The 26,974-nt window shown below is 44.0% G+C and carries 22 protein-coding genes; 12 read left to right on the top strand and 10 right to left on the bottom strand.

From position 1 onward, the window contains the following. Nucleotides 1-415 precede the first annotated feature (415 nt). A complete protein-coding gene (locus tag IEX80_RS21160) occupies nucleotides 416-2,800 on the top strand; it encodes a glycoside hydrolase family 3 C-terminal domain-containing protein (RefSeq protein WP_188834067.1) in 2,385 nt (794 codons plus the stop codon). A 66-nt stretch (nucleotides 2,801-2,866) separates the two neighbouring features. Continuing rightward, nucleotides 2,867-5,206 carry a glycoside hydrolase family 3 protein gene (locus IEX80_RS21155; RefSeq protein ID WP_090534601.1) on the top strand — a complete coding sequence of 780 codons (2,340 nt, stop codon included), beginning with the start codon at nucleotides 2,867-2,869 and terminating at the stop codon, nucleotides 5,204-5,206. Between the two features lie 402 nt (nucleotides 5,207-5,608). Here the strand turns inward: IEX80_RS21155 and ruvC are convergent, their stop codons facing one another. Genes ruvC through IEX80_RS21135 form a run of 4 tightly spaced genes read right to left on the bottom strand, consistent with a single transcriptional unit; the run spans nucleotide 5,609 to nucleotide 10,788 of the window. After that, complete coding sequence (gene ruvC / locus IEX80_RS21150; protein WP_090534507.1) at nucleotides 5,609-6,193, bottom strand: crossover junction endodeoxyribonuclease RuvC; 585 nt, start codon at nucleotides 6,191-6,193, stop codon at nucleotides 5,609-5,611. A 19-nt stretch (nucleotides 6,194-6,212) separates the two neighbouring features. After that, a complete protein-coding gene (aat, locus tag IEX80_RS21145) occupies nucleotides 6,213-6,851 on the bottom strand; it encodes a leucyl/phenylalanyl-tRNA--protein transferase (RefSeq protein WP_090534509.1) in 639 nt (212 codons plus the stop codon). A gap of 11 nt (nucleotides 6,852-6,862) precedes the next feature. Continuing rightward, nucleotides 6,863-8,797 (bottom strand): DUF3857 domain-containing transglutaminase family protein, encoded by a 1,935-nt coding sequence (locus tag IEX80_RS21140; RefSeq protein ID WP_090534511.1) that lies wholly within the window; start codon nucleotides 8,795-8,797, stop codon nucleotides 6,863-6,865. A gap of 8 nt (nucleotides 8,798-8,805) precedes the next feature. Beyond that, nucleotides 8,806-10,788: a DUF3857 domain-containing protein gene (locus IEX80_RS21135; protein WP_090534513.1), complete on the bottom strand. Its 1,983-nt coding sequence runs from the start codon at nucleotides 10,786-10,788 to the stop codon at nucleotides 8,806-8,808. Between the two features lie 207 nt (nucleotides 10,789-10,995). Between IEX80_RS21135 and hflX the strand changes: the two genes are divergently transcribed. Then, complete coding sequence (gene hflX / locus IEX80_RS21130) at nucleotides 10,996-12,180, top strand: GTPase HflX (protein ID WP_112657043.1); 1,185 nt, start codon at nucleotides 10,996-10,998, stop codon at nucleotides 12,178-12,180. Nucleotides 12,181-12,261: 81 nt separating this feature from the next. On the opposite strand, the gene IEX80_RS21125 is transcribed toward hflX, so the two are convergent. Further along, nucleotides 12,262-13,131, bottom strand: a complete 870-nt coding sequence (locus IEX80_RS21125; protein ID WP_188834066.1) for a menaquinone biosynthesis family protein — start codon at nucleotides 13,129-13,131, stop codon at nucleotides 12,262-12,264. A 12-nt stretch (nucleotides 13,132-13,143) separates the two neighbouring features. Continuing rightward, a complete protein-coding gene (gene mqnB / locus IEX80_RS21120; protein WP_188834065.1) occupies nucleotides 13,144-13,764 on the bottom strand; it encodes a futalosine hydrolase in 621 nt (206 codons plus the stop codon). Between the two features lie 76 nt (nucleotides 13,765-13,840). Here mqnB and IEX80_RS21115 point away from each other — a divergent pair, with 76 nt between their 5' ends. From IEX80_RS21115 to IEX80_RS21085, 7 genes are all read left to right on the top strand, one after another. Next, a complete protein-coding gene (locus IEX80_RS21115) occupies nucleotides 13,841-14,257 on the top strand; it encodes a 6-pyruvoyl trahydropterin synthase family protein (protein WP_090534603.1) in 417 nt (138 codons plus the stop codon). Nucleotides 14,258-14,266: 9 nt separating this feature from the next. Then, entirely contained in the window at nucleotides 14,267-14,908 is a 642-nt protein-coding gene (gene folE, locus IEX80_RS21110; protein ID WP_090534521.1) for a GTP cyclohydrolase I FolE, read from the top strand. A gap of 96 nt (nucleotides 14,909-15,004) precedes the next feature. Beyond that, nucleotides 15,005-15,892 (top strand): ACP S-malonyltransferase, encoded by an 888-nt coding sequence (gene fabD, locus IEX80_RS21105; RefSeq protein WP_090534523.1) that lies wholly within the window; start codon nucleotides 15,005-15,007, stop codon nucleotides 15,890-15,892. Between the two features lie 83 nt (nucleotides 15,893-15,975). Then, nucleotides 15,976-19,710: an ATP-binding protein gene (locus IEX80_RS21100; protein ID WP_139160075.1), complete on the top strand. Its 3,735-nt coding sequence runs from the start codon at nucleotides 15,976-15,978 to the stop codon at nucleotides 19,708-19,710. Between the two features lie 69 nt (nucleotides 19,711-19,779). Then, on the top strand, nucleotides 19,780-20,535 hold the full coding sequence (locus IEX80_RS21095) for a helix-turn-helix domain-containing protein (RefSeq protein WP_090534527.1): 756 nt from the start codon (nucleotides 19,780-19,782) through the stop codon (nucleotides 20,533-20,535). A gap of 30 nt (nucleotides 20,536-20,565) precedes the next feature. Next, entirely contained in the window at nucleotides 20,566-21,714 is a 1,149-nt protein-coding gene (locus IEX80_RS21090; protein WP_090534529.1) for an FAD-dependent oxidoreductase, read from the top strand. Nucleotides 21,715-21,872: 158 nt separating this feature from the next. Next, nucleotides 21,873-22,022 carry a hypothetical protein gene (locus tag IEX80_RS21085; protein ID WP_090534531.1) on the top strand — a complete coding sequence of 50 codons (150 nt, stop codon included), beginning with the start codon at nucleotides 21,873-21,875 and terminating at the stop codon, nucleotides 22,020-22,022. Here the strand turns inward: IEX80_RS21085 and IEX80_RS21080 are convergent. After that, on the bottom strand, nucleotides 22,009-22,875 hold the full coding sequence (locus tag IEX80_RS21080) for an NmrA family NAD(P)-binding protein (RefSeq protein ID WP_188834064.1): 867 nt from the start codon (nucleotides 22,873-22,875) through the stop codon (nucleotides 22,009-22,011). The two genes, IEX80_RS21085 and IEX80_RS21080, sit on opposite strands and share 14 nt — an antisense overlap. Before the next feature lie 187 nt (nucleotides 22,876-23,062). On the opposite strand from IEX80_RS21080, the gene IEX80_RS21075 reads away from it, so the two are divergent. Further along, on the top strand, nucleotides 23,063-24,328 hold the full coding sequence (locus IEX80_RS21075) for an amidohydrolase family protein (protein ID WP_188834063.1): 1,266 nt from the start codon (nucleotides 23,063-23,065) through the stop codon (nucleotides 24,326-24,328). A gap of 276 nt (nucleotides 24,329-24,604) precedes the next feature. Here IEX80_RS21075 and IEX80_RS21070 read toward each other — a convergent pair whose 3' ends face one another. The 3 genes from IEX80_RS21070 to IEX80_RS21060 are packed head-to-tail and all read right to left on the bottom strand — an operon-like array spanning nucleotide 24,605 to nucleotide 26,151. Further along, complete coding sequence (locus IEX80_RS21070; RefSeq protein WP_188834062.1) at nucleotides 24,605-24,793, bottom strand: hypothetical protein; 189 nt, start codon at nucleotides 24,791-24,793, stop codon at nucleotides 24,605-24,607. Nucleotides 24,794-24,848: 55 nt separating this feature from the next. Beyond that, the gene (locus IEX80_RS21065; RefSeq protein WP_090534539.1) at nucleotides 24,849-25,334 is read right to left on the bottom strand and encodes a hypothetical protein; all 486 of its coding nucleotides are present in this window, start codon (nucleotides 25,332-25,334) and stop codon (nucleotides 24,849-24,851) included. Between the two features lie 16 nt (nucleotides 25,335-25,350). Further along, nucleotides 25,351-26,151 (bottom strand): hypothetical protein, encoded by an 801-nt coding sequence (locus tag IEX80_RS21060; protein WP_139160076.1) that lies wholly within the window; start codon nucleotides 26,149-26,151, stop codon nucleotides 25,351-25,353. Between the two features lie 316 nt (nucleotides 26,152-26,467). Between IEX80_RS21060 and IEX80_RS21055 the strand changes: the two genes are divergently transcribed. Then, on the top strand, nucleotides 26,468-26,941 hold the full coding sequence (locus tag IEX80_RS21055; protein ID WP_188834061.1) for an SgcJ/EcaC family oxidoreductase: 474 nt from the start codon (nucleotides 26,468-26,470) through the stop codon (nucleotides 26,939-26,941). Nucleotides 26,942-26,974 lie beyond the last annotated feature (33 nt).

The raw sequence follows: 26,974 nt of genomic DNA, 5'->3' as shown, positions 1-26,974 counted from the left end.
TGCCCCGCTTCGCACACACATGTCCAACGCTTCCGCAAAAACGTGCTATGCCCTTTTCCTTCGCTCAAGGCCACCATTGTTCCGCCCGTTTCGCCCAAAGCTTACCTGCTGACGAAGAACGCCTTTTTTAACATGTCATGGGTAGGAACGAAGTATCTTCTTCACCTTATATGGCGGCCCCGCATCTTGAAAAGATTCTTCGTTATCTTTCAGAATAACAGGTAGTTTAAAATTTATCATTGTTCCATTTTATCGTCCAATTTCTCCTTCCCATCCGTATTCTTCATCTATTCATCGATAAAACTTGCTATTGTAAAACTTAATTTTTACTATTGTGTAATAATGACACAAAGAATATATTTTCCTTGCTGTTATTATCGCCAATTAGCCCCTTTAACCTATTTAATTTTAAAAAATGAGAACGAGCTACAAACTACACGTTGCTTTAGCATGCGTTTTATTTGCCGGTGGTATTCACCAGGCGGTACAAGCCCAAAGCAAAAGCCCTGCCCCACAATTAAGCGCAACAAACGTAAAGCAGATTGTTGCTGCCATGACACTCGAAGAAAAATCGAAGCTTGTTGTGGGAATGGGTTTTAAGATGCCGGGCGTACCGCCGCCGGTAAAGGGTAAAAAGCCCGAAGCTATTGATATAGGTGGTTTTAAATTGCCACCCTCTGATCCGGATGCTTACAATATCCCCGAAAAAGTTCCCGGGGCTGCCGGTCGCACGCATGCTATTCCACGTTTAGGTATCCCGTCTATCACGGTATCTGATGGTCCGGCAGGTTTGAGGATTGAGCCTATCCGCAATGGCGATAAATCAAAAACGTATTATGCTACGGCGTTCCCGGTTGCCACCTTGCTGGCCTCAACCTGGGATACACAATTGGTAAATAAAGTAGGCGTTGCCTTTGGTAACGAAGTGCGCGAATACGGTGTGGATATTTTGCTGGCGCCGGGCCTCAACATTCACCGCAACCCGCTCGGCGGCCGAAATTTTGAATATTATTCTGAAGATCCTTTAGTGGCCGGCAGTATGACCGCTGCCATTGTTAACGGTATCGAATCAAACGGGGTAGGTACTTCTATTAAACACTATGCGGCTAACAACCAGGAAACCAACCGTAACTCCATTAACACCATAGTAAGCGAGCGTGCCATGCGCGAAATATATCTGCGTGGTTTTGAGATTGCGGTGAAAAAAGCGCAGCCATGGACAGTGATGTCGTCATATAACAAACTGAACGGCACTTTTACCTCCGAAAGGCGCGACCTGCTCACTACCATTCTTAAAAAGGAGTGGGGCTTTAAAGGTTTTGTGATGACCGATTGGTTTGGCGGTAAAGATGCCGTAGCACAGATGAAAGCAGGCAACGATCTGTTGATGCCGGGTAACCCAACCCAATCTGATGACATAGTGGCTGCTGTAAAAAGCGGGAAGCTTAGCGCACAACAGCTTGATGCCAATGTGGAGCGGATTCTGAATGTGATAGTTCAATCGCCTACTTTCAAAAAATATAAATACTCTGATGCGCCAGATTTAGCCGGTCACGCTGCTGTTGCCCGTGAAGCTGCGGCACAAGGTATGGTACTTTTGAAAAATGATGACCATGCGCTGCCATTTGGTGCCGGCAAAAGGATTGCAGTGTTTGGCAATACCTCGTACGATATTATTGCAGGTGGTACCGGCAGCGGTGATGTAAACAAAGCATACACTATTTCATTAATGCAAGGTTTGGCCAATGCCAATTTTAAGCTGCAGGAAACGCTTTCCAATAATTACAAAGCGTACCTCACAGATATGAAGGCCAAACAGCCAAAACCTAAAAACTTTTTTGACCATCCCGCACCAATCCCCGAAATGGATGTGAACGCTATCGTAGCTGAAGAAGCTAATGGTGCCGATGAAGCGCTGATCACGATAGGCCGTAACGCGGGTGAAGGCGCCGACCGTAAATTGGAAAGCGATTATTATTTAAACGATGCCGAAAAAGGATTGATCAATGGTGTTGCCAGTGCGTTTCATGCTAAGGGTAAAAAGGTAATTGTTGTGCTTAACGTAGGTGGTGTTGTTGATGTTACCGCCTGGCGCGATAAGGTAGATGGTATTTTATTAGCCTGGCAGCCTGGCCTGGAAGCTGGTAACGCTATTGCTGATGTGCTGAGCGGCAAGGTAAACCCATCGGGCAAATTAGCGACTACTTTCCCTGCCGATTATAAAGATGTGCCATCGGCTAATAACTTCCCCGGTACGCCCGAAGGTAAACCAACACAGGTTATTTATGAAGAGGGTATTTACGTGGGATACCGTTATTACGATGTCGCTAAAGTTACCCCGGCCTATGAGTTTGGTTATGGCTTGTCATACACTAATTTTAAATTCAGCGATCTGAAATTGAGCTCAAAGGTTTTCAAAAACATGATCACTGCCTCGGTTACTGTTAAAAATACCGGCGATGTAGCAGGTAAAGAGGTGGTTCAGCTATATCTCGCGGCTCCTAAAACGGATCTGGATAAACCGGAAGATGAGCTGAAAGCTTTCGGCAAAACCAAATTGCTGGCCCCCGGTCAATCGCAAACACTGACGTTTATGATCAAAGCAGCAGATCTGGCTTCGTTTTATACCAACAGACAGGCCTGGATAGCTGATGAAGGAAGCTATAAAGTGAAAATAGGTTCATCATCGCGTAAAATAGAGGAAGCGGCATCTTTCAGCCTGGCTAAAGATATTACTGTTGAAAAGGTAAACAAAGCGCTGCTGCCCGAACAAACCATAAAAGAACTAAAACTAAAGTAAAACCAACCCCGGCCTCTGCATATTTTTTGCAGGGGCCTTTTTCTTTAACCCGAATCATGAATGATTATGGCCAAACCAATTAAACTGATAACCTTGCTGGCTCTGTTGCCGGCAACTGCTGTTATAGCGCAAAACAAATGGACAGAAAGAAAAGCAGGCGATATTGCTTTTGTTACCAATACAGGTGGGCAAAACCTGGGTTATGCCACCACATCGGGCATAAAAATATTAACCGTTGATGGCTTTGCTTTTAAAGACCTGAACAAGAACGGCAGGCTGGATAAGTACGAAGACTGGCGGTTACCTGTTGATGAACGCGCTAAAGACCTCGCCTCAAAAATGAGTGTTGAACAAATAGCAGGTTTAATGTTGTACAGCCGTCACCAGCCAATCCCGGCGGCAGCGGGCGGGCCATTCGCCGGTACTTATAACAATAAAGTTTTTGCTGAAAGCGGTGCCAAAGCGTCTGACCTTTCCGATCAGCAAAAACAATTTTTAGCTAAGGATAACGTAAGGCATGTGCTGGTAACCTCGGTGCAAAGTCCCGAAATAGCCGCGCAATGGAATAACAATGCGCAGGCGTTTGTAGAAGGCCTGGGTTTGGGCATTCCCAATAATAACAGCTCCGATCCCCGCCATGGAACCGTGGCTACCGCCGAATATAATGCCGGTGCGGGTGGTGCCATTTCTATGTGGCCCGGTTCGCTTGGAATGGCTGCTACCTTTGATCCTGAGGTGGTGAAAAACTTTGGCCACATTGCAGCGCAGGAATACCGGGCTTTAGGTATTTCAACAGCACTTTCGCCGCAGGTTGATATTGCTACCGATCCGCGCTGGGCGCGTGTGAGCGGTACTTTTGGCGAAGATCCGCAGTTAGCTGCCGATATGGCCCGTGCTTATATTGATGGCTTCCAAACTTCGGCCGCTGAAAAGGAAATTAAAAACGGCTGGGGTTACAACAGTGTAAACGCTATGGTTAAACACTGGCCTGGTGGCGGTGCAGGTGAGGGCGGCAGGGATGCGCATTATGCTTATGGTAAGTATGCGGTTTACCCGGGCAATAATTTTAAGCAGCATTTGATCCCTTTTACCGAGGGCGCGTTTAAGCTGCAAGGTAAAACCGGCATGGCTGCAGCCGTGATGCCTTATTATACCATCTCATACAACCAGGATATCAAAGACCACGAAAACGTGGCCAACAACTATAACTCCTACATTATTAACGACCTGCTGCGCAAGAAATATAAATACGATGGCGTGGTTTGTACCGATTGGCTGGTTACCGGCGATGAAACCACGGTAGATTCATTCCTTTCGGGCAAATCATGGGGCGTGGAGGGCCTTTCTATAGCGCAGCGCCATTACAAGGTGCTGATGGCGGGTGTTGATCAATTTGGTGGTAATAACGAAGTTGCCCCGGTTGTTGAAGCATACCAGATAGGCATAAAAGAACATGGCGAAGCGTTTATGCGGGCAAGGTTTGAGCAATCGGCAGTGAGGTTATTGCGCAATATTTTCAGGACTGGCTTGTTTGAAAACCCTTACCTGGAGCCTGAGGTTTCCAAACAAACTGTTGGCAAACCCGAGTTTATGGATGCAGGTTACCAGGCGCAGCTTAAATCCATAGTGATGTTGAAAAACAAGGCTAATATATTGCCTTTACAAAGCGGCAAAACGGTATATGTACCTAAAAAATTTACTCCGGCTGGCAGGAACTTTTTGGGAATGGAGACACCTGAAAAATTGGAATATCCTGTGAATATGGAAACTGTTAAAAAATATTTTAAAGTAACCGATAACCCTGATGAGGCCGATTATGCATTAGTGTTTATTGCCAGCCCCAATAGTGGAGGGGGGTATAGCAGTGCCGACGCTAAAAACGGAGGAACAGGATATGTACCAGTCAACCTGCAATACGGTGCATACACGGCCACCGATGCCCGCGCTACCAGTATAGCAGGTGGCGACCCGCTGGAGAAATTTACCAACCGTACTTACAAGGGTAAATCAAGCACTGCTATTAATGTTACCGATTTGGCTATGGTTACCGATACTTATGCCAAAATGAAAGGGAAGCCGGTTGTTGTATCTGTTAATATGAGCAACCCGATGGTATTTGCTGAATTTGAAAAGGACGCCAATGCTATCATTGTTGATTTCGGCGTGCAAGGCCAGGCCTCACTTGATATCATGACCGGTAAAGCCGAGCCATCTGCATTATTACCGCTGCAAATGCCGGTGGATATGAAAACCGTTGAAGCGCAGTTTGAGGATGTTCCTCACGATATGAAATGTTATGTTGACGAGCAGGGCAATAAATATGATTTCGGTTTCGGCTTAAACTGGAAAGGGGTTATTAAAGATGGGCGTGTGGATAAGTATGTGAAGAGTGTAGTGAAGCCGTAAAGGCGCGTCTCCACTGCGTCATGGGTAGGAGTTAAAATACGGGTCTCTGAAGGAGAAATAACATGCTCCATCGTCATGCCGAATTTATTTCGGCATCCCACAGGACAGGTAGTCGCTTTGCTTAGCATGGCTGCTTAGCGAGTGGGGTGCTGAAACAAGTTACCCATGACAAAAATAAAAAATGGGTCATGGGTAGCCCGTCGAAGCATAGTGGGCAGGCCTCTGCGCGCGAGTCTTCGACAGGCTCAGACTGACAGGCCGTCTTTTGTCACCTTCAGAGTCCACGGGTTTAAACACTCAGCATGACAAATGTTCGTTATAATTCAGACTTACGAAGTTTTCAAAACTTCTTAAGTCTTCTGCTTTTTATTTGGAATAATAAGGTGGAAAAACCAGATGATCTCACTTCACAACCCTTTTAGCATTATCCTTTACAAAAGTATCCCAGCCTGAATATGATTTTTTACTTCCAGCCTTACCCGAACCTGTAGGGATCCGTTGAAATGAATGGCAAACAGCTACAGCCAAACCATCGGTAGCATCCAGAAAATCGGGGGTTTCCTTGAACTTTAACAGGCTTTGCAGCATGGCGGCTACCTGTTCTTTGGTAGCGTTTCCGTTACCGGTTATGGATTGTTTTATTTTACGGGGAGCGTATTCGGTGATCTCTACATTGCGCGATAATGCGGCGGCTATGGCCATTCCCTGGGCGCGACCGAGTTTCAGCATCACCTGTATGTTTTTGCCGTAAAAAGGGGCTTCAATAGCCAGGCAATCGGGGTGGTAGTTATCTATAAGGGCAACGGTTTTTTCGAAGATGCGCTGCAGCTTAAGCATATGATCGTCGGTAACGGGCATTTTTACTACCCCCATAGCAAGCAGCTCAATTTTAGGGCCGGTTTCCTTTAGCAGTCCGTAACCCATAACGGCTGTGCCGGGGTCGATACCTAAAATGATCCTTTCCTTTAAATTTACCACCTGCTGCATATGGCTCAAAGGTAACTAATCAAACTAAATTATTTAGCAATACATCCATATATTGCTCCCGGCTTATCATCCTTGCTCCAAGCGATTCGAGATGACCGGTGTGTACCTGGCAATCGATAAGCTTGTACAGCCCTGTATTGCACAGATAGATGAGCGCTGTTTTTGAAGCGTTGCTGACGCGGGTAAACATACTCTCCCCACAAAAAACAGCACCAACATGTACGCCGTACAGGCCACCTACCAGCTTGTCATCCTGCCATACCTCAACCGAATGGGCATAGCCTTCCAAATGCAGGCGATTATAAGCGGATATCATATCGGGCACAATCCAGGTGCCATCCTGCCCTTCACGCGGAGCGGTTGAACAGGCTGTTATAACATCGTTAAAGCAGGTATCAACGGTAACCTTCAGTTTGCCGGAGCGTAATACCTGCCGCATGGATTTGGATATTTTAAGCTCATCAGGATATAATACAAAACGTTCATGAGGCGAATACCACAGGATGGGTGTATCATCGCTATACCAGGGGAAAATGCCGTTTTGATAGGCCAGCAATAACCGTTTGGTACTCAAGTCGCCGCCAACAGCCAAAAGCCCGTCTGGTTCGGCCAGATCGGGCTTTGGAAATATTAAACGTTCGTCGAGCCTGAATATCATCAGGCGCAAATTTATGCTTTACGGCGGATCACCAGCTTTTTATTTTGGGCTTTGGCTATCGCATCCAGATAAACCTGCAATTCGGTGTATTTGGCGGCGGGGATCACATGGTTTTTTAAGTTGAATTTGGTAGTGCTTACCACCTGGTTTTTAGTTGCGTCATAAACATACCTAACATCATAAGTGCCGTAAGTAAATTTAAGGCTTTGATCGGCAGGCAAAGCATCAATTTCAAAGCCAGCAGGCAAATCAATGGTGGTAACGCATGTTTTTAACATGGGAATTTCAAAGAAAAAATCGCTTTTTCGTTTTTCAAGTATGGGTACGGTTGTTTTCCACAGATCAAAAACACGGGGTTTGTAAAACTGCTTGTTGCCCGCCGATACATCGCAAAATTTATCGTACTCCAGCTCAATGTCCAGTTCTTTTATGCCGTCTTTATCTGTTGATGGCTTGAACTCAAAAAGTGATGGCTGCTTCATGTTCAGCATCTTAATCAGTACCTGTTTTTGCTCGTCGGTTTTTAAGGCGGCTATACCCAGGTAATCATCGCGGTATTCACCTGTGCTTAAAATTTTAAGTGTTGCCTTTGCGCCGCCATCCGCGTCAAGTACCACATGTGCTTCGCTATTAAATTGGTTGTCAATATCTGTACTGCGCGGAGTTTTAACCAGTTTGCCTCCATCTTCAGTTACCAGCAGGGCGTACCTGTTTTCGGTAAAAGGCCCGAGCTTGCCAAAAGGCTTTTGCATATTGGTACACTCAAGCCAGGTAGTATCACCTTTAAAAGGTACACATAAAATAATGTGATTAAAGGGATCGCTTGGAAATGCAGGATCAGCGGGCTCTTCGTTTGAGCCTGCGTTTATTATGGCATAATACGATGGAATATCAGCTGCCTTTAATAAGGCATACATGTAGTTTGATAAGGCCTTGCAATCGCCATACTTTTTCTGGTCGACAAATGTAGCCGGGAATGGCTTTAAACCTCCAATGCCGAGCTGGATACTTACATAGCGCATGTTTTGCTGCATGTATTGGTATAAAAACCGGGCTTTCTCTTTGTCTGTTTTAAAGTCGGCCGTCATTTTTTTAACCTCGGCTATCCGTTCCGGACTAAGCGAGCATACGTCTGCATTGAGGGTCTGCAGCCATTTGCCAAAATTTTGCCAGGTGCTGATATCGCCGGGAATACCACCAAACTGGAATGAGTTTGCTGCAAACATGATCCGCGGCATAACCTGCCATGATTCAGCATCGTCTTCGGGCTTTATAGCTTTTAAATTTTTTACATGCCAGGTGTACTTTTCAAACTCTCCGGCAGGTGTTTTTTCGGGCTTGATGGTAGTATTCTTATTCATGTACCTGAAGCCTACCGAAGGATTGACCAGGACAGTATACTCCGCGTTTTGGACGGCCCGCTCGGGCCGTTGAATTTCCCATTCGCCCAAATCGAGATAGCTGTTCATGTCCTCCTCAAAAATTACCTCAATAGTAGTTGGATATGCAGATATCGGATGTTTCATGGCCAGCATCCGGTCGTCCGTTACAATCGAGATCCCATCGGTAGCGGCATAATCATAAAAATCGCTCTTGTGATATTTTTTTATCATCGTTCCATCAGCGTTGTAAACCAGCATTTGCACGTTATCAACACTGCTGAATTTTTTATCGTAACCCAGGCCAAGTTGTGCGGCGGCATCACCTTTTTCATTTAAAACAGTAATGATGGCGTGATGCTTTAGCGTCATTTTACCAGCTGCTTTTACGGTAACCTCGTCTGAAGAATACCGCACAACTGAATTTGCTTCTCCCTTTAATGAATCGGGGATGGTTGATGCTATATAAAATTCTTTCGGGAGATTTTTATCCTGTCCATAGCTTTTGATTGATAAAATGACAATGCCTGCAATAGTTAGCAGCCTGTAAAAATATGTAGTGCTCATGTTTTCGATCAGGCTTTTTTAAGTACTATCTGCTCAGTAAGCATATCCTGCATTTGTTTGTAGAACTCTCTCAGCTCAGGATAACTTTCTTTTTCGTAAAAAGCCTTTTCGTATGATATAACATATCGCACTACAATCATTCCATCCTGTTCGGCAATAAAACGTTTAAGGCTTATACTTTGATCGGGCATAACCATGCGTATGCTTTTTGGCAGCGCATCAACTTTATAACCTGCCGGAATTTTGTAGGTACCGTTTATCTCATACCTGTTACGATGCCCAAAATCAATATCAGTAGCGCGCTTTTCGCTCAGGAAAGGGTTGGTACGTATAGGGGTAAAAAGGTTGGGGTTAAAATATATATATGTTCCGTCGGAACCGGTGAGCTCCAGGTCAAAAGCTATATTTTGTACCAGTGGTAGGGTATCTGACTCCATATCCTTCATTTTTAATGACGATATTTTAAGGTTATTGTCGTTGGCCTTTATGTAGTCGATATATTTTTTTTCACCATCGGTTTTATAGCGTTCAACACTGCTTATTTTGTGGTAGCTGAAGCTGCTGATATCTGCAGTTCCGGTCATTTTGCTATCCGCCTTAATGTCGGCATTGATCATGACCACCTGCCTGGCCGGAGCTGCTTTTGTAATATAAAGCATATCGTAAGCGTTGGCCTGCTTATCGATATACAAACCCGATGAATTCAATAGCATATCGGGTGTTTCATTATATAAATTGTATTTGTTTGTAGCATCAAGTATGTACTCTTTTGTGCTATCAACAGGAATATAAACCACTGCACGGTTAAACTGCGAAAGCGAGGTGTTGAAGCGGTTCACTTTTCCATGTTCGCGGGTGCTCACGATCATAGGGTAGATTTCCTTAATGCCTGATTGTTTAAGCAGGTGGTATAAAATAATATTTACCTCGGCCGAATTGCCCGTTTTCTTTTCCCATGCCCGGTAAGTACCATCGTTGGTATACCAGCGGTCAACGCCATCCCATTTCATGAGGGTTTTTACCTGGTTAAAAACGTAAGCTATTTTTTCATCATCAGTTTTAAAGGTTTTAGCTTTGGTGATAATAGGCTCTTCGTCTTTTAATTTACGTTTTAACTGGCCGCCAAAATCTTCATCATCGGCAATAATGCCGCCCACTTTAGCCCAGGTATCTGAATATGACTTGTAAAAGCCATAGCTTGATTTTACAGAAGTAAGGTTAAACTGTAACGACATGATATTGTCGGTATATGAGCGCATGTAAGGCTCATCATGCAGCGAAGGGATGTTTTCCATAACCCTAAAATCTTTTTCATCATTATATGATAAAGGATTTGTGCCGGGCATGGTGCGGGCTTCTGAATCATGGGTTGCTTTTGAATAAGGCATCCAAACGTGGTTCACCGTGCGGAAATACAACAGATCGGGAATAGACGTATCCAACTCGCTGTACCGCACCGGTATTTTTTGCTGAAAATCCCACGACGGGAAATTGCTTATCGAAACAGTATGATATTTATACTTGTATTCAATTACCGACCCCGCTTTAACGTTGGGCATTGAAAATACAATGGCATTGCGTACCTTATCAATGGTTTGGGTATAGATAAGTTTTTTATCCAGTTTGGTTATTTCGGGCTTTCCGTTAACCAGGTTAATGGTTTCGGCTTGCACATCGGTAATATATTCCAGCCGGTTACCGCCGTAATATTCAATACGGATGTTGGCTTCATCTTTACCATTATCGTTAAAAATCTTGATCCGTTTGTGGTACTCGCCGCTAATGTCAAATGAACTATCGTAATAAACATCGCCTTTGTTAAAAAGAACTTCGGCATTGGCATCGGGCTCAAAATCGCATTTGGCCATTTCAAGGTCGGCAATTTCAATTTTGCCAAAAGGTAAAACTTTAGAAGGGGGGGCGGTTTTTTTTTGAGCGGTAACCGGTAACGCAAATAGGGCTGCTCCAAGCAGCAGTAAGAGCCTGTTCATCGTGATGAGGTTTAATCACATCAAAAATAACAATTACCGGAATATTTAAAAGCAAATTTTTTTAGTCATTTTAATTTAATTTTTCATAATGAAAGTTCCTGTCATGAATTTATTCCCGCGTATGTTATTTTGACATTAAAATTTTATTTCATAGCCCCGTTTACGTACATTTATTTAACTGGCATTTGGATTGATATACTGTAATTAATGAAACAAAAATTTTATGATACTGCTGTGAAGCAGGAAAAAGCGGTACTTGTAGGTGTAATAACGCCCAATGAAACCGACGAGATTGAGAAGGAACACCTGGAAGAGCTCGAGTTTTTGGCCAGCACCGCGGGAGCGTTAACGGTGAGCCATTTCACTCAAAAACTACAGCGCCCGGACAGGGCAACTTTTGTTGGCTCAGGTAAACTGGAAGATATTAAAGCCTACGTTAAAGAAGAAGAAATTGATATAGTTATTTTTGATGATGGCCTTTCGCCATCGCAACTGCGTAATATTGAGAACGAACTGCAGGTAAAGATCCTGGACAGGAATAACCTCATCCTGGATATTTTTGCAAGCCGTGCCCAAACAGCACAAGCTAAAACGCAGGTTGAGCTTGCCCAATTGCAATACCTGCTGCCCCGCCTTACCCGTCTCTGGACCCACCTTGAACGCCAGAAAGGTGGTATTGGTATGCGCGGCCCGGGCGAGTCGCAAATTGAAACCGACCGTCGTTTGATCCTGAATAAGATCTCACTGTTAAAGGATAAACTAAGGCAGATAGATAAACAGAACGAGACCCAGCGCAAAAATCGCCATCAGCTTGTACGTACAGCATTGGTTGGTTATACCAACGTAGGTAAATCGACTATCATGAACATGATTGCCAAATCGGAAGTTTTTGCCGAAAATAAACTGTTTGCTACACTGGATACCACCGTAAGGAAAGTCGTGATTGAGAACCTGCCCTTCCTGATGTCGGACACGGTAGGGTTTATCCGTAAGTTACCGCACCATTTGGTTGAATGTTTTAAATCGACGCTTGACGAAACCCGCGAAGCCGATATCCTGATCCATGTGGTAGATATTTCACACCCTAATTTTGAAGATCAGATCCGCACGGTTAACGAAACCCTCAAAGATATCGGCGCTATTGATAAACGCATTATTACTGTATTTAACAAAATAGACGCTTTTAAACCCGAAGATCACCAGGTGCCGCAACAGGAAGAACCATTAACACTGGAAGACTTTAAACAAAGCTGGATGGCTAAAAATAATGCCCCGGCTATATTTATTTCGGCAACTAAAAAGGAAAATGTGGAGGAGTTCAGGGCCTTGCTTTATAAGGAAGTGAAGGCTATACATACTGAAAGGTATCCTTATGATGCTTTATTGTATTGATAGCTGATTGGATAGATATAAACAAAAGAGGGACGCATTTTGGTGAGTCCCTCTTTTGTTTTTGGAAGCAATGCAGTTAGACTAATCAGTCAAAAATATACCCTGCTTCACCTCCGGTATAATCCCTTTCTCCAATGCAGCATCAAACATCAGGTTAATAGCTTTACGTCCTTCCTCGCCAAGTTCAATTGAGTATTGGTTTACATAAAGTTCGATGTGTTTATACATCACTTCTTCGCTCATTTCCTGGGCATGTTGTTTAATAAACGCTAAACCGGATTTGGGATTAGCAAAAGCAAACTCCACCGATTTACGGAGCAGCCGGTTTATTTTATGCTGAACATCCAACGGTAAATTACGATTAGCTACAATGCCGCCAAGGGGTATAGCGCAACCTGTACGTTTTTCCCAGTAGTCGCCAAGATCGATGATTTTTTTGAGGCCTTTATCCTGGTAGGTGAAACGGTTTTCGTGAATGATCAAACCAATATCTATACGGTTATCAAGCAAAGCATCTTCAATTTCTGAAAATACCAGTACCTGCTTGTTGGTAGCTTCAGGAAAGGCAAGGCCTAATAAAAAGTTGGCTGTAGTATATTTGCCCGGAATGCCAATCAATGGGTTTCGGCTCCCTGATTTCGGATCGTGGATCAGGTTTTTCTCCAAATCCGAAATCGAAATTTCCAGATTCGAAATCAACAATGGCCCTACACCAAAACCCAGCGCGCTGCCCGAATCAAGCAGTACATATCTATCAGTTACGTAAGCAAAGGCGTGATAGCTGAGCTTGGTAATATCTAACTCCCCGCGAAAAGCTTTTTGATTAAGCGTTTCCACATCATCATAAAATACTTCAAACTCCAGGCCTTCGGTGTCAATTTTATGGTGAATAAGGGCATCAAAAATAAATGTATCATTAGGGCAGGGCGAAAATCCGAGAGTTAGTTTCATACGGGTAGCAGATTAACTGTTAATGATCTGGCTCACCAGGTCGACGGCAAATGTATTCAGATTTTTAATGGCCAGCCCAATGTTCCAGGCCTCACGATTACGTTTCTCAACATAATTTGACACTGCCCTGATTTGCATACCCGGTACGTTCATCTGCCGGCAGGCGTAAAAAAAAGCCGCGCCTTCCATGCTTTCCAATTGCGGGTTTAACCTTTGCTGTACTTTTTGGATGGATGGCTCGTGGCCGTGCACCGTATTAACGGTTATAGCCTTTGCCTTTTTCAGAAAAAAGTTTGGATAAACCTGCTCAAGCGATGTTGTGGGCAAAAAAACACTCTCGCCAAAGCCAAGCATATCAATGGGGATAAAAGCTTCGTCATCCTGTGCGCCAAGCTCAGCAAAGGTATCTTCGGTTATTTCCAGCACATCGCCTAAATGGAAATTACGGTCGAAACTGCCTGCTATGCCCAAATTGAGTACAAGATCATAGGTATGGTTGCTTAATTGCCGGGCCATGCCAAAGGCTGTTGGTACCATGCCTGTACCGGTTATCAGTACATCAACCTTATTGCCCAATTGATTTACGAGAGGGGCAACCTCAAATTTGGTAGCTGCAACAATGAGTATAAGCATATTGCATTATTTTGACGGCTAATATAAAACAACTACCCTGTTTTTGTTTTGTATATTTGCACCCACTTTTGTTATGATGATACATATAACGCGCAAGGAACATTTTAATGCCGCTCACCGGATGTACCGTGAGGAATGGAGCGCTGAAAAAAACTTTGAGGTGTTTGGCAAATGCGCCAACCCCAACTGGCATGGTCACAATTACAACCTGTTTGTAACTGTAAAGGGCGAAGTCACGCACGCCACAGGCTATCTTATCGACTTAAAAGAGCTGAAGATAATTATCAACGAGTACGTTATCGAAAAGCTTGACCATAAAAACATCAATAAGGATGTTGATTTTATGGCCGGTAAAATGGCATCGACCGAGTTGCTTTGCATTGAGATATTTAACCAGTTAAAAGGACCTATTGAAGCTTACGAGGGGGTGTTTTTACATTCGGTTAAGCTTTACGAAACTGAAAATAATTCTGCCGAGTATTTTGGCGGTTAATTTTATAAAATGAGCGACTCACAATTTAGCCAGGATACCGACGATGACGATTTCGGCGGATACATTAAAATAGATCGTTATAACCAGGACCGGATTGATAGTTTGAAAGATAACTACCATAACGTATTAAAGCAAATAGGCGAAGATGCCGCACGTGAGGGCTTGTTAAAAACCCCCGAGCGCGTTGCCAAAGCCATGCTTTATTTAACCCATGGTTATGAACTTAATGCCGAAGAGATCCTGAACTCGGCCAAATTCAGGGAAGATTACAGCCAGATGGTGGTAGTAAAAGACATTGAAGTTTATTCGATGTGCGAGCACCATATGCTTCCATTTTTTGGCAAGGCGCATGTGGCCTACATTCCTAACGGACATGTGGTTGGTTTAAGTAAGATCCCACGCGTGGTTGATGTATTTGCCCGCCGTTTGCAGGTGCAGGAACGTTTAACCAACGAGATCCGCGATTGTATTCAGCAAACACTTAACCCTGTAGGCGTTGGTGTGGTAATTGAATGCCGCCACCTGTGCATGAGCATGCGCGGCGTACAAAAACAAAACTCGGTAACCACCACATCGGCCTTTACCGGCGAGTTCCTGAAAGAAAAAACCAGGACTGAGTTTTTGAATTTGATAAGTTCGAAATTGAGTTAAGAGCCCCCCGGCCCCCTAAAGGGGGAGTAAGGAGCTAATAATTATATTTATAAACCACTAAAACAATATTCCCCCTTTAGGGGGTTAGGGGGCAAGATGAAAGCATATATTTTCCCGGGCCAGGGCGCCCAGTTTCCGGGTATGGGCAAAGACCTGTACAATCAATCAGAAAAAGCACGTGAGCTGTTTGAAAAAGCCAACGAAATCCTGGGTTTCCGCATTACTGATGTAATGTTTGAAGGCACAGCTGATGACCTGGTGCAAACCAGCGTTACCCAACCTGCTATTTACTTACATTCAACCATTTTGGCCACAGTTTTGGGCGATGATTTTAAGCCCGAAATGGTTGCGGGCCACTCCCTGGGTGAATTTTCGGCCCTGGTAGCCGCAGGCGCTTTATCATTTGAAGATGGCTTGCGTTTGGTAGCAGCACGTGCCAACGCTATGCAAAAAGCTTGTGAAATACAACCATCAACCATGGCCGCTATTTTAGGCCTGGATGATTTTACGGTAGAAGACATTTGCCAACGCATAAGCGAGGTTGTTGTGCCCGCAAATTACAACTGCCCTGGCCAGCTGGTGATATCGGGCTCCATTGCCGGTATTGACGAGGCTTGTATTAAGATGACTGAAGCCGGTGCAAAACGTGCCCTGAAGCTCAAGGTAGGCGGAGCGTTCCATTCGCCGTTAATGGAAGCCGCGAGGGTTGAACTGGAAGCCGCGATTGTGGCTACCGAGATCAAAGCCCCCATTTGCCCCATCTATCAAAACATAGATGCCAAGCCCTATACCGATCCTGAACTGATTAAACATAACCTGATAGCCCAGCTTACCGGTGCCGTTAGGTGGACACAAACCGTAATGCATATGCTTGAAGATGGTGCTACTTCATTTACCGAAGTAGGGCCGGGCAACGTACTGCAGGGCCTTGTTAAAAAGGTTGATAAAACCGTCGAAACTGCAAGCGCCGCGTTACCGCAATAATTTTTAAAAGCCACATACAACATGTGGCTTTTATTTTTGTTATAGGCTTGTATTAAACAAAAAATCCATAGTATAGCAACATCTTGACTACTTCCGGAAAAATACGCCTATTGCTTGCCCTTTTAGGGCTTAGTTTGCTGCTTACGGCCGTTATTGTTCAAAAAACATATACGCCCGTAAACAGCCTTGTGCAGTCTGCCCGGATACTGGAAGATAACCTCCATAACAAAGAAGCGTTTATAAATAAACAGCTTAACGGCACCGAACGTTTTAAAAAGATGATGAACCTGCGCAATAATGAGCAGGACGCTATTAATGCTATTGAAAATTTTACCACCCAAAACAACATTTGGTTTATAACCTTAACCAATAATAAATTAAGCTTTTGGAGTGGCATAAAAGTATTGCCCGATAGTACCAATACCATTAAAGATGGTTATTCCTTTATTAAGCAGCCCAATGGGTATTATGAAACGTTCCGGAAAACGGAGGGAAATTTTTCCGTTATCTTCTTTATTCCGGTTAAGATCAATTACGCGTTCCAGAACAAATACCTTCAAAACAAATTTGCCAGGGATCTGCTCGATGATGATAACATTGATATAGCCGATTTTACAGATGTCAACGTTTATGAAGTTCATAGTAGCGATAATGATTACCTGTTTTCGGTAAAGCTTAAAAATAATGACGCCAATAATGATTTTGTTTATTATGAACTTTCATTTTGGATACTCACCGCCATTACGCTTTGTGTACTGATGCATAATATTTGCAATTACGTGGCATCAAAAGGGTATGTGGTATTATCTATCATATTCCTTGCTTTATATATTGCGTTGTTCAGGTTTGTTAACCTGCATTATAACCTGCCCGATTTTACGTATAAGCTTAGCATTTTCAATCCGGCATTTTATGGCTCAAGCCTGGTTTATCCTTCGCTGGGCGATTTTTGTATCAATATCCTGGTCATTTTTTGGTTTGTAGCCTTTGTGTATAGGCAGCGCCGCAGGTTTTTAACCAATGTGCAGAGCAAAACTGCCGGCTATGTTATTGTGGTTGTTGCTATTTTAACGCTTATAGGGGTGTCAACATCGTTATTGCGTTTGTTTCATGGCCTGGTTATCAACTCAAAAATCAATTTTGATGTAAACAATGTACTCAGCTTAACGGGGTTCAGCATATTGGGGGTATTAATGCTGTGTTTTAGCTTTTTGATATTTTACCTGCTCAATGAAATCATTTTAACCATATGTCTGAAGCTTAACGTACCCCGAACGCACCAGTTATTCCTGTTTTTGTCCGGAATTATCATGGCTACCGTCGTATTTGCCTATTTTCATGAATTTACGCTGTTTTACATATTGTGGGCACTGTTGGTACTGATAAGGGGCTATAGTTTTATTTACTATAAAGGGCAGCTTTTTGCCACATCTTTTTTAGGTATCGTGTTTATTTGTGCCCTGATAGCGGCCATTAAGCTTAATCATTTTGAAGATCTGAAAGAGCACGAAACCCGGAAAGCCCTGGTACAAAAACTGGAGATCCCGGATGATGCCACAGCCGACTATATTTTTAAAAGGATAGAAAATCAAATTATAACGGATACGGCCATAGTACGCTATTTTATCAATGGCCTGCACAACGGCGATTATCTTAAAACCCGTTTCCAAAAACTTTATTTTGATGGCTACCTGTCAAAGTACGAGTTTAAAGTTCATGAATTTGATGCCAATGATGAACCTACATCGGCAGATAAAAACTACTCGCTGAGTGTGTTTAAAGACCTCGTACTATATAGCTCATTTAAGGTATCCGACTATTTTTACCGCGAAAATGAATCATTCGGGTACCAGAATTACTTTGCCATACTGCCTGTAAATACCAGTAATAAGCAATTGGGCACTATTGTAATTGAGCTTAAATCAAAACCGCTGCAATTATCGGGCGCTTTCCCCGAGTTATTGATTGACGGCAACATAAGCCCTGAAAATGACTTTAAAGATTATTCATACGCCTTTTATAGCGATAATAAATTGCTGAGCCAGCGCGGCACCTATGTTTACTCGCTTGATAACAGGGAGTTTAAAGGCGACCTGAAAAAATACACCGAAAAAACCACGCAAAACCACAGCACTGCCTGGTACGAAAGCTTTACAACATACAATCACCTGATATACAGGCCCAGTGAAAGAAACCTGATTGTTGTTAGCAGGGAGGAAAACTCACTTTACTATGCGGTTACTTCGCTCACCTTCTTTTTGGTGGTTATACTGATATTCAGCGCGGTTATCATCACTTTAAAATGGTCATGGGCCCGCATCAAGATCTTTAACATAGCCGAAGACGGGCTGAAGATAAACTTCAGGATAAATTTTGATAAGGTATTGTATAAAACCCGCATCCAGATCTCGATGATACTGGCCGTAGTGGTTACCCTGGTGCTTGTTGGTTTTATTACTTTTTTATCCATCAGTAACCAGTACTATACCCAGCAGGAAAAAATGATCAGGGATAAAATAACCCGTATAGCATCGGCATTTGAAAACGGTCTTTTTACCCAGTATGTTGAGCATCTCAATGAGGAGAGCCAGGTTCATTTTAATGAATTGGCCAATACTTACGCAACCGATCTTACTTTGTTTGATACCAACGGTGTTCCCTTACTTACCACTCAGCCTAAAATTTATGAAAACGGCCTCGTGGCAAAACGGATGAACGCCCGTGCATTCATCTTTTTGAGCAAATTGCAAAAAACCGAGTTCGTAAACGACGAGAAAATTGGCGAACTGAGCTATAAAGCGGCCTATGCCCCGGTAACCCTTACTGCATCAAACAAAACGGTTGCCTATATCCAACTTCCTTATTTTAGTAATGAAGCCGATTACCGCGAGCGCATAAGCTCATTGCTTAATGTGATGATAAACGTTTACGCCATTGTTTTTATAGCAATTGGCTTGTTTGCCATTATTATAGCAAGGCAGATAACCGCGCCCTTAAACTTTATACAACAAAGCCTCAGCAAAACCATCTACGGTAAAAAGAACGAACACATCAAATGGTCGCGCGATGACGAGATCGGCGCATTGGTTAAAGAGTATAACAAAATGATATCGGCCCTGGAAAACAGCGCCCAGCGGCTGGCACAATCCGAACGCGAAAGCGCCTGGCGCGAAATGGCCAAGCAGGTTGCGCATGAAATTAAAAACCCGCTAACGCCGCTAAAACTGGGCTTACAACTGCTTGATAAATCATGGAAGGACAAAGATCCCAGGTTTGATCAAAAATTTGAACGTTTCAGCAAGTCATTTGTGGAGCAGATTGAAAGCCTGTCGTCGATAGCGTCGGAGTTTTCGGCATTTGCCAAGATGCCGGATACCCGCATTGAGCAGATCAATATTTTTGATATGTTGAACCAGGCAGTTACCATTTTTAAACAGATGGATAATGTGCAGATCACCTATCTGCAACCAGAGAATTCGTTCATTATCAATGCCGACCGCGACCAGCTATTGCGCTGTTTTAATAACCTGTTGAAAAATGCTATTGAAGCCACCCCTCAGGATAGGAAGTGCATCATAGATATCAATTACCTGGTAACCAGCAAAAATATCCTGCTTACCATCAAAGATAACGGTAACGGGATTCCGGAAGAGATGCGTGAAAAGATCTTTGAGCCAAACTTTACCACCAAAAGCTCCGGAACGGGTTTAGGCCTTGCATTCATCAAAAACTCTATTGAAAATGCCAACGGCAAAATTTGGTTTGAAACAACTATGGGCACAGGAACCACATTTTATTTAAGTTTACCTGCTGCTTAATAATTAAACCGCAGGTAAATCAAAGGTAAACAGCGGATTTACAATACAACACCGCAATTCACAAAAGCTATGAGCAATAACCTGGAATACAGAATTGTTAAGCCCGGTAAACCACTTTCGGATTTTGTTGATAGTTTTTGGTTTTTACGTAACCTATCGGACGCCGATAAAGATACAACAGGGTTACCCGACGGACTTATTGATATATTGCTTTTTAAATCCGCTACACAGCCTTTTAGTATTGCACAGCTTGGAGGACTAACCCAGTTTGAACAGGCCAAAGTTTCGGCCAATAGCGTAATATTCTGCATTAGCTTCAAATTGCTTGCCGTCGAGTATATTTTTGGAGAGGCCATTGCCGATATAGTAAACGGTGGCAGATTTTTACCGGAAGGCTATTGGGGGTTTACAGAAAACGATTTGCTGGATTTTGACTGCTTTGTTGAAAAAGCAACGCAAAAGATCAGATCACTTATTCCGGAAGGCATAGATGAACGTAAACGAAAATTGTTTGAACTGATTTATCTAACGAAAGGGAGGATCACGGTTAAAGAGCTTTCCGAAAAAGTGTTTTGGAGCAGCAGGCAGATAAATCGTTACTTTAATCAGCAATTCGGGATCTCACTTAAAGCCTATTGCAATATTCTTCGTTTCCGCGCCTCGTTGGAGCATATTGCAGACGGCCGGCTGTTTCCGGAAGAGAACTTTTTTGACCAGAACCACTTTATCAAAGAAGTGAAAAAGTTTTCGGGCGTTGTACCTAAAGAATTATCTAAAAACAAAAACGACCGATTTATACTATTATCGGCCATCAGGCAGAAATAATTTTGCATCGTAATTAAACGATGAAAAATTATGTTATTAGATAATAAACAGGTTGCCATAGTAGGTGGTGGACCGGCGGGGCTGGCCTTAGCAAGGCTTTTACAACTTAAAGGTGCAAATGTAAAAGTATATGAACGGGATATGGACAGAAATGTACGGGTGCAGGGTGCCACGCTCGACCTGCATGAAGGCACAGGACTGGAAGCGCTGAAACGGAGCGGTTTGCTGGATGAATTTTATAAATACCACCGTCCTGTAGCAAGTAAGATGCTGCTTGTGGATAGAATGCTCAATATTACATTTGATGACCACAATTTTGCGACTATTACCGCGGAAACCCGCCCCGAAATAGACCGCGCGCCTTTGCGGGATATTTTATTGAACTCATTGCAGCCCGATACCGTGGTATGGGACAGCCATTTCATTTCAATGGAAAGAGAAAGAAAAGGCTGGCGTTTGTTTTTTAAAAACGGATCGAACGCCTATGCCGATCTGGTAATTGCGGCTGACGGAGCCAATTCAAAAGTGCGGCCTTATTTAAGTGACGTTGAACCGGTTTATTCAGGTATCACGCTGATTGAAGGCAACATTTACAACGCTGAAAAATACACTCCAAAACTTTTTTCCTTTGCAAAAGGAGGAAAAGTAATGGCGTTTGATGACGGGCGATTTGTAGGTTATGGCACAAAAGCCGATGGCTCAATTATGTTTGTGGTGAATTTTAAAACACCCGAAAACTGGCTGGAACAAAGCGGCATTAATTTCAATAACAGAGAGGAAGTTTTTGAATGGTTTAAGAAAGATTTTGCCAGCTGGAGCGATGAATGGCATGAGTTTTTTACAAATGAGGTGGTTTGTTTCATTCCCCGTCCGCAATATTATTTCCCATTAAATCAAAGCTGGGAAACGGATGAGAGCCTTACAATGATTGGGGATGCCGCACACCGGATGCCACCATATGCAGGCGAAGGTGCTAATGTAGCATTGCAGGATTCGTTTGAACTGGCCGAATGTTTAACCGGAAATCAATTTACTGATATCAAAACAGCGATTGCCCATTTTGAAAAAGAAATGGTTGCAAGAGGAGCGGAAGCCACAAAAGACACGCTGGAAAATTCGGAGAGAATGTTTTCAAAAACTGGTTTGGCGCAAATGGCCGAATTCTTTAATCAGCACTGAATATATTAAGTCGATTAGAATAAAAAGGCTGCGGTATTCTGTTGCCATGTCACGACTTTTACCTCGTGGCCATTTGTCAATATTGCCGGGGTATCACGGCTAATACGTTCTATTGTTTGTTTGCGTAAACATTGCCGCTCGCGGTATGTTAATAAATAATGATCAGGAAATTAAAATCAGGGCAATACAGGATCTACTCCAAAAAGGTTGATCCTGAAACCCACAAGCGTAAAAATCTCGGCACTTTCGATTCAAAAGAAGCCGCAATGAAACACGAAAAAGAGATACAATATTTTAAGCACCATTAACCTGCAATTGCTTTTCCAGGTAGTGAAACAAGGTGGTAGGCCCGTGTTGGGCGGTTGGTATTTCCGATTGCTGGCTAATGGTAAGTCTCGTCATATTAGCGAAAGATGCCGCCGCTTTTTCGGAAAAGCCGCCCTTTATCAGAAAGTCTTTCCAACCAGCTTCCGGGATAGTCACCACGTTTACCGTTTTGTGCAATAGCTTACCGAATGTTTCAGCCACATCCTGATTAGAATAGGTTTCAGGCCCTTCCAGGAAGAACAGCCCGGTCCGGTCATCCAGCATTAATTTGGCTGCAAATGCACCGATATCTGCCGGCGCGACCATGGGCAGCTTAAAGTCCGCCGGAAACAAAGTGGTCAATTCTCCCTTTTCCCGGACGGCTGGTATTGCCTGGTCAAAATTGCTCATGTAATAAGCGCTGCGGATCACTGCCAGCGGGATGTCCAATTTGGCTAAGCCCTGCTCTAATTCATACAGCGCACCGAGGTCAAAAATATGATCTCCGGGCTGGGCGCCATAGGTAGAAGCGGCGACGATCTTTTTCAGTTCCGACCCTTCAAGCGCGTTTAGGATACTGCCGATCTGTTCCCTTTCCACCGCATCGATATCTTTATCGGGAGCCGCATTCGGGTTCAGCACAAACAGGCGCTCCGCCTGTCCGAACAGTTCTTTTAAACGGGCTGTGTCCCAGATGTCTGCAACCTCATAAGCTGCCCCCTTAACAATCCATTCGGCAGCTTTAGCTGGATCATGGCCAATGATCATGACCTTTTGTTGTTTTTGCAGCAAAGCGGTCGAAAGCGCGGCACCGATATGGCCGGTTCCTCCTAAAATAGCGTGTGTGTATTTCATAACGCTATTAATTTCAATATTCATGCCGTAAAAACTTGCCAGAAGTCCGCAACGATTTTTTGTTTTTCGTCATCCCAACCGTCGGCCATTTCTACATGCATCCGCAAGGAATTGTCAAGGCATCACCGAACGATGCTTTCTGCGAAATTGCTTAAATTGGGCAAGCTGTCAAAAAGCAGCAAAGCCTATGATCAAGTATATAATTTCATTCCTGTTGTTGGCGCCAGTCGCCGTTTGGGCCCAGTACAAACCCGGATTGCTTGTACTGACCAATGCGACCATCATTGATGCAGAACACCGGGTGCCGCTTCCCCGTCAAACAGTGTTTATTTGTGATGGTAAGATCAGCCTTACTTTTACGGCCGGGGAGCACACCATTCCGGATTCTGCTATAGTAATCAACCTCGGAGGGAAATCACTCTTGCCGGGCCTGGTCGATAGTCATGTGCATATGGCAACCGATCCGAGCGGTGTAGACAACCGCGCGCACACACTTGATGTGCTGAAGCGTATGCTGTGTAGCGGTGTGACCTGTGTGAGGGATATGGCCGGTGACGGACGTGTACTTGCCGGTTTGGCCCGCGATGCACGGCTCGGAGAGATCACGTCACCTGAAATCTGTTATTCTGCCCTTATGGCCGGTACCGTGTTCTTCAGTGACCCGCGAACAGCGACGTCAACAAGAGGCGGTATTAACGGGAAAATGCCCTATATGCAGGCTATCAGCGACTCCACAAACCTGACACTGGCAATAGCCGAAGCCAAGGGCAGCGGCGCGAGCGGCATCAAGCTCTATGCTAACCTGACCACCGGGCAGGTTAACCGGATAATGACGGAAGCACAGAAACAGCAGATGCCCGTTTGGGGGCATGCCTGGCTGCAGGGCGCAGGGCCGTCCGACCTTGTCCGGGCAGGACTGATCTCCATTTCGCACGTGCCGCTGCTGGTCCGTGAAAAGGCACAAATACCGGAAGCCTGGAAAAAAGCCGGGCATAACGCCGCGTATTGGGATCGGGTGACGCCTGATCTGCACGGGCTTTTTGATCTGATGCGAGCGCATCACACCATTCTGGACGCCACTTTACTTACCTACAAGGTTTGGGCAAGCCAGGATTCGGCTGCTATATGGGACTATGAGATCGGTAAACGGATCGTTGCTCGGGCTTATCGTGCAGGGGTAGCCATTTGCGCCGGCACCGATGACGACCAGGAAAAATTTGTTCCGGAAGAAATGCGCCTGTTCGTGACGGATGCTGGTTTCAGCCCTATAGATGCCATCATAGCCGCCACCCAAAACAGCGCCGCAGCCATCGGGCTACAAGGGCGAAAAGGACTCGTTAAAGCAGGAATGGATGCCGATCTGATCGTATTGGATGCTGATCCTTTGGCATCTATCGATAACATCACAAAAGTAAAATTAGTGATCAAAGGCGGCAGGATCTACAACAGGTAACAACTATAATAGCTTTTTCTTCAATATAACTTAGGCGTGGCCCATCTCTTGCTGAGTGTTTAAATCAGGGGCCTCTGAAGGTTAGATGACAAAGAGGGCCTGTCAGTCTGAGCCTGTCGAAGACTCGTGCGCAGAGGCCCGCCCGCCATACTTCGATGGGCTCAGTATGACACCCATTTTTTTAAGTTGTCATGGGTAACATAAGGAGGCAGGTTCATTTAGCTCTCTCACTCCGCCATGGATTACTAAGCGGCTTTACAAATTAAACGCACTACCTTATTGAGCTTTTGAACCCTGTTCTTTTGCAGCTTCTTTTTTTCTTTTGTCCATAATCAGACTGCCAACGGTGTAAATAAGCATCAGGAACCCAACCAATGCTGTCTCAGCTTTACTTTGCATAACACCGCCCAGCAGGCATATCGTGCCGAGGATGGTGCCATAAATAAGCGCAGGCTTTCTGCGCATGAAAATAACCATAATAAGAAATTTAAAGATTATCAATAATGTACATAGCGATCAATCACTGTACGACAAGGTCGGCTTCGGCATTGATCTCGTTGCCTGCTTTTACTTTATCCCATATGCGCACGTTGACATGATAAACCTGCCCGGATGCCATGGGCTGTGCAATTGTGATATCACCCCGTAATTCGGTTGCTCCTGCCGGCGGATAACCTTTGCCGCCTGCAAAAAGGTCGGCAGACTTGATCACCGGGTTACCTTTCTGATCGGTAACGGCCAGCATCATACCCGGATAAACTTTTCCGTCCTTTAATCCGTAATTGATGATGCCCAGGGCTGCAACGGATACACGCGTGTTTAATGATACCTTGTTGCTGCTCAATGGCGTGCCTGATGCATCAATCAGTAAAACATTCCGCACGCTAAAGCCATTGTAATTGTAGGACAATCCTGTACTGAGGTCTTTTTTGGCGCCCTTGCTAAAATTGCATGCGGTAAGCGCCGTGCAGCAATATATCAGCGTAATGATTGATAATGTTTTCATGGTGTCGGGCTGTTTTTTATTGATAGGCGATATCAGTTATTGTATGATCGACAGCAGAAGCCGGGTTGTTCGTTTCTATTCTGTCGATATATCCCTGGGCATTTTTGTGATAAGTGAGATTGCGGGTGTAGCCCGGACCTTTTACCTGTGTTGGCAAAATTTTACCTGCGTATATCGATGGGAAAGTTACGCCGCTCCCGCCGTTATCGTTAGGTACAAAGTCGCTCGGATAGTCTGCGGTGCCAAAATAATCGAATCCAAAATTGCTGCCTTTTAATGTGTTTACGTTTTCGGCCGAGAATCCTGAATAGGTTACCGTACTATCGTCATTATCGCTGATGATCCTGCTGCTTAACAAATTGTCGTTATCATCCCATGTGTAAATAAATGTCAAATGACGGACCACCCTTCCGTAATATGTACCTGTTTGGACTATTTTGGCCAGGCGGCCTTTCGCGTCATAGCTGAAGATTGAGTTATATCTTTCGTTAGTACTCGGATAACTAAGAACCGTTCCAATACGTCCGCTGTTATCTAAAGTAACATCCGTAATTAATTTATCGGCGTTATAAGGCTGTGATATCTCAAAACCGCCGGCATTATAAGTGATGATGTTATTGGCATTTCCTACGGTGGCTAATCGTTTCTGGTCATCGTAAGTGTTATTATATACGCTCCTTATGTAAGGATAAGTGATCACCATTTGCTTTACCAATGGTGTCACCTCCTGGGCGGGTGGGGTTTTGGCATCTTTTGAGCAAGATATAGCTGCCGTTGCAACAAATATTATTGCAAACAATGGTTTTGAAGTTTTCATGGTGTAAATAATTTTACCTCCGTTAGTTTTAATAATTTTTTCATAGGTAAGTTTTGTTATTTGTAATCAGCGCTTTCAACAGGAAGCGCCGTAATGCCCCGGAGGCAAAATTGTTATTACAAAAAAAAGAGACTGTTGGGAAAGTTAGTTTCGCGGGTGTTACAAATCAGTTCGAAATCGTTTCATGAATAGGGCAGGTTTAGCTGTATGTAACAAAAGATAAAGGATTTGTAACATAAACATAAGTAACATCATGAAGTATCACCTTTATTTGTAGTATCCGCTATGGATGTTTGTCCTCCTGTATATAATACCTATGAAAAAGATAACAAGCCTGATACTTCTGATATGGCTATGCAGTACCAGTGTACAGGCCCAGCAGCCTGACACTGCATCGAACAACGCTGTGATACGGCAGATGATCAAAAATTATGAAGATGCATGGAATAGCCATAACCCGGAAAAACTGGCGGCCAGTTACACCTCTGATGCTACCTGGGTAAACTGGTTTGGTGCCTACTATAAAGGTCGGGATGATATTTTTAAGCATTATAAGCAGGTTCATAATACTTATTTTAAAAACACCCGGTACTATACCCGGGCTGTTGAAGATATTACCTATCTTAATCAGGACCTTGCGCTTGTACACGTACGAACGGGCCTTGCCGGCGACGAACGATATCCGGGTCAAACGTTTGAGTTTCGCCGGATGATCGTCGTGGTAAAACGGGACGGTGAATGGAAGATATTTGCGGGTCAAAATGCCAGGCTGGAAAAAGGTATTAACTAATATTAAGGCCGCTCTGTTATGAATAAAGCCCCG

Origin of the sequence: Mucilaginibacter rubeus (genome assembly GCF_014643835.1) — a bacterium.
Classification (GTDB): domain Bacteria; phylum Bacteroidota; class Bacteroidia; order Sphingobacteriales; family Sphingobacteriaceae; genus Mucilaginibacter; species Mucilaginibacter rubeus.
The sequence above is the reverse complement of the archived record's forward strand: the minus strand, read 5'-3'. Positions and strand labels throughout refer to the sequence as shown.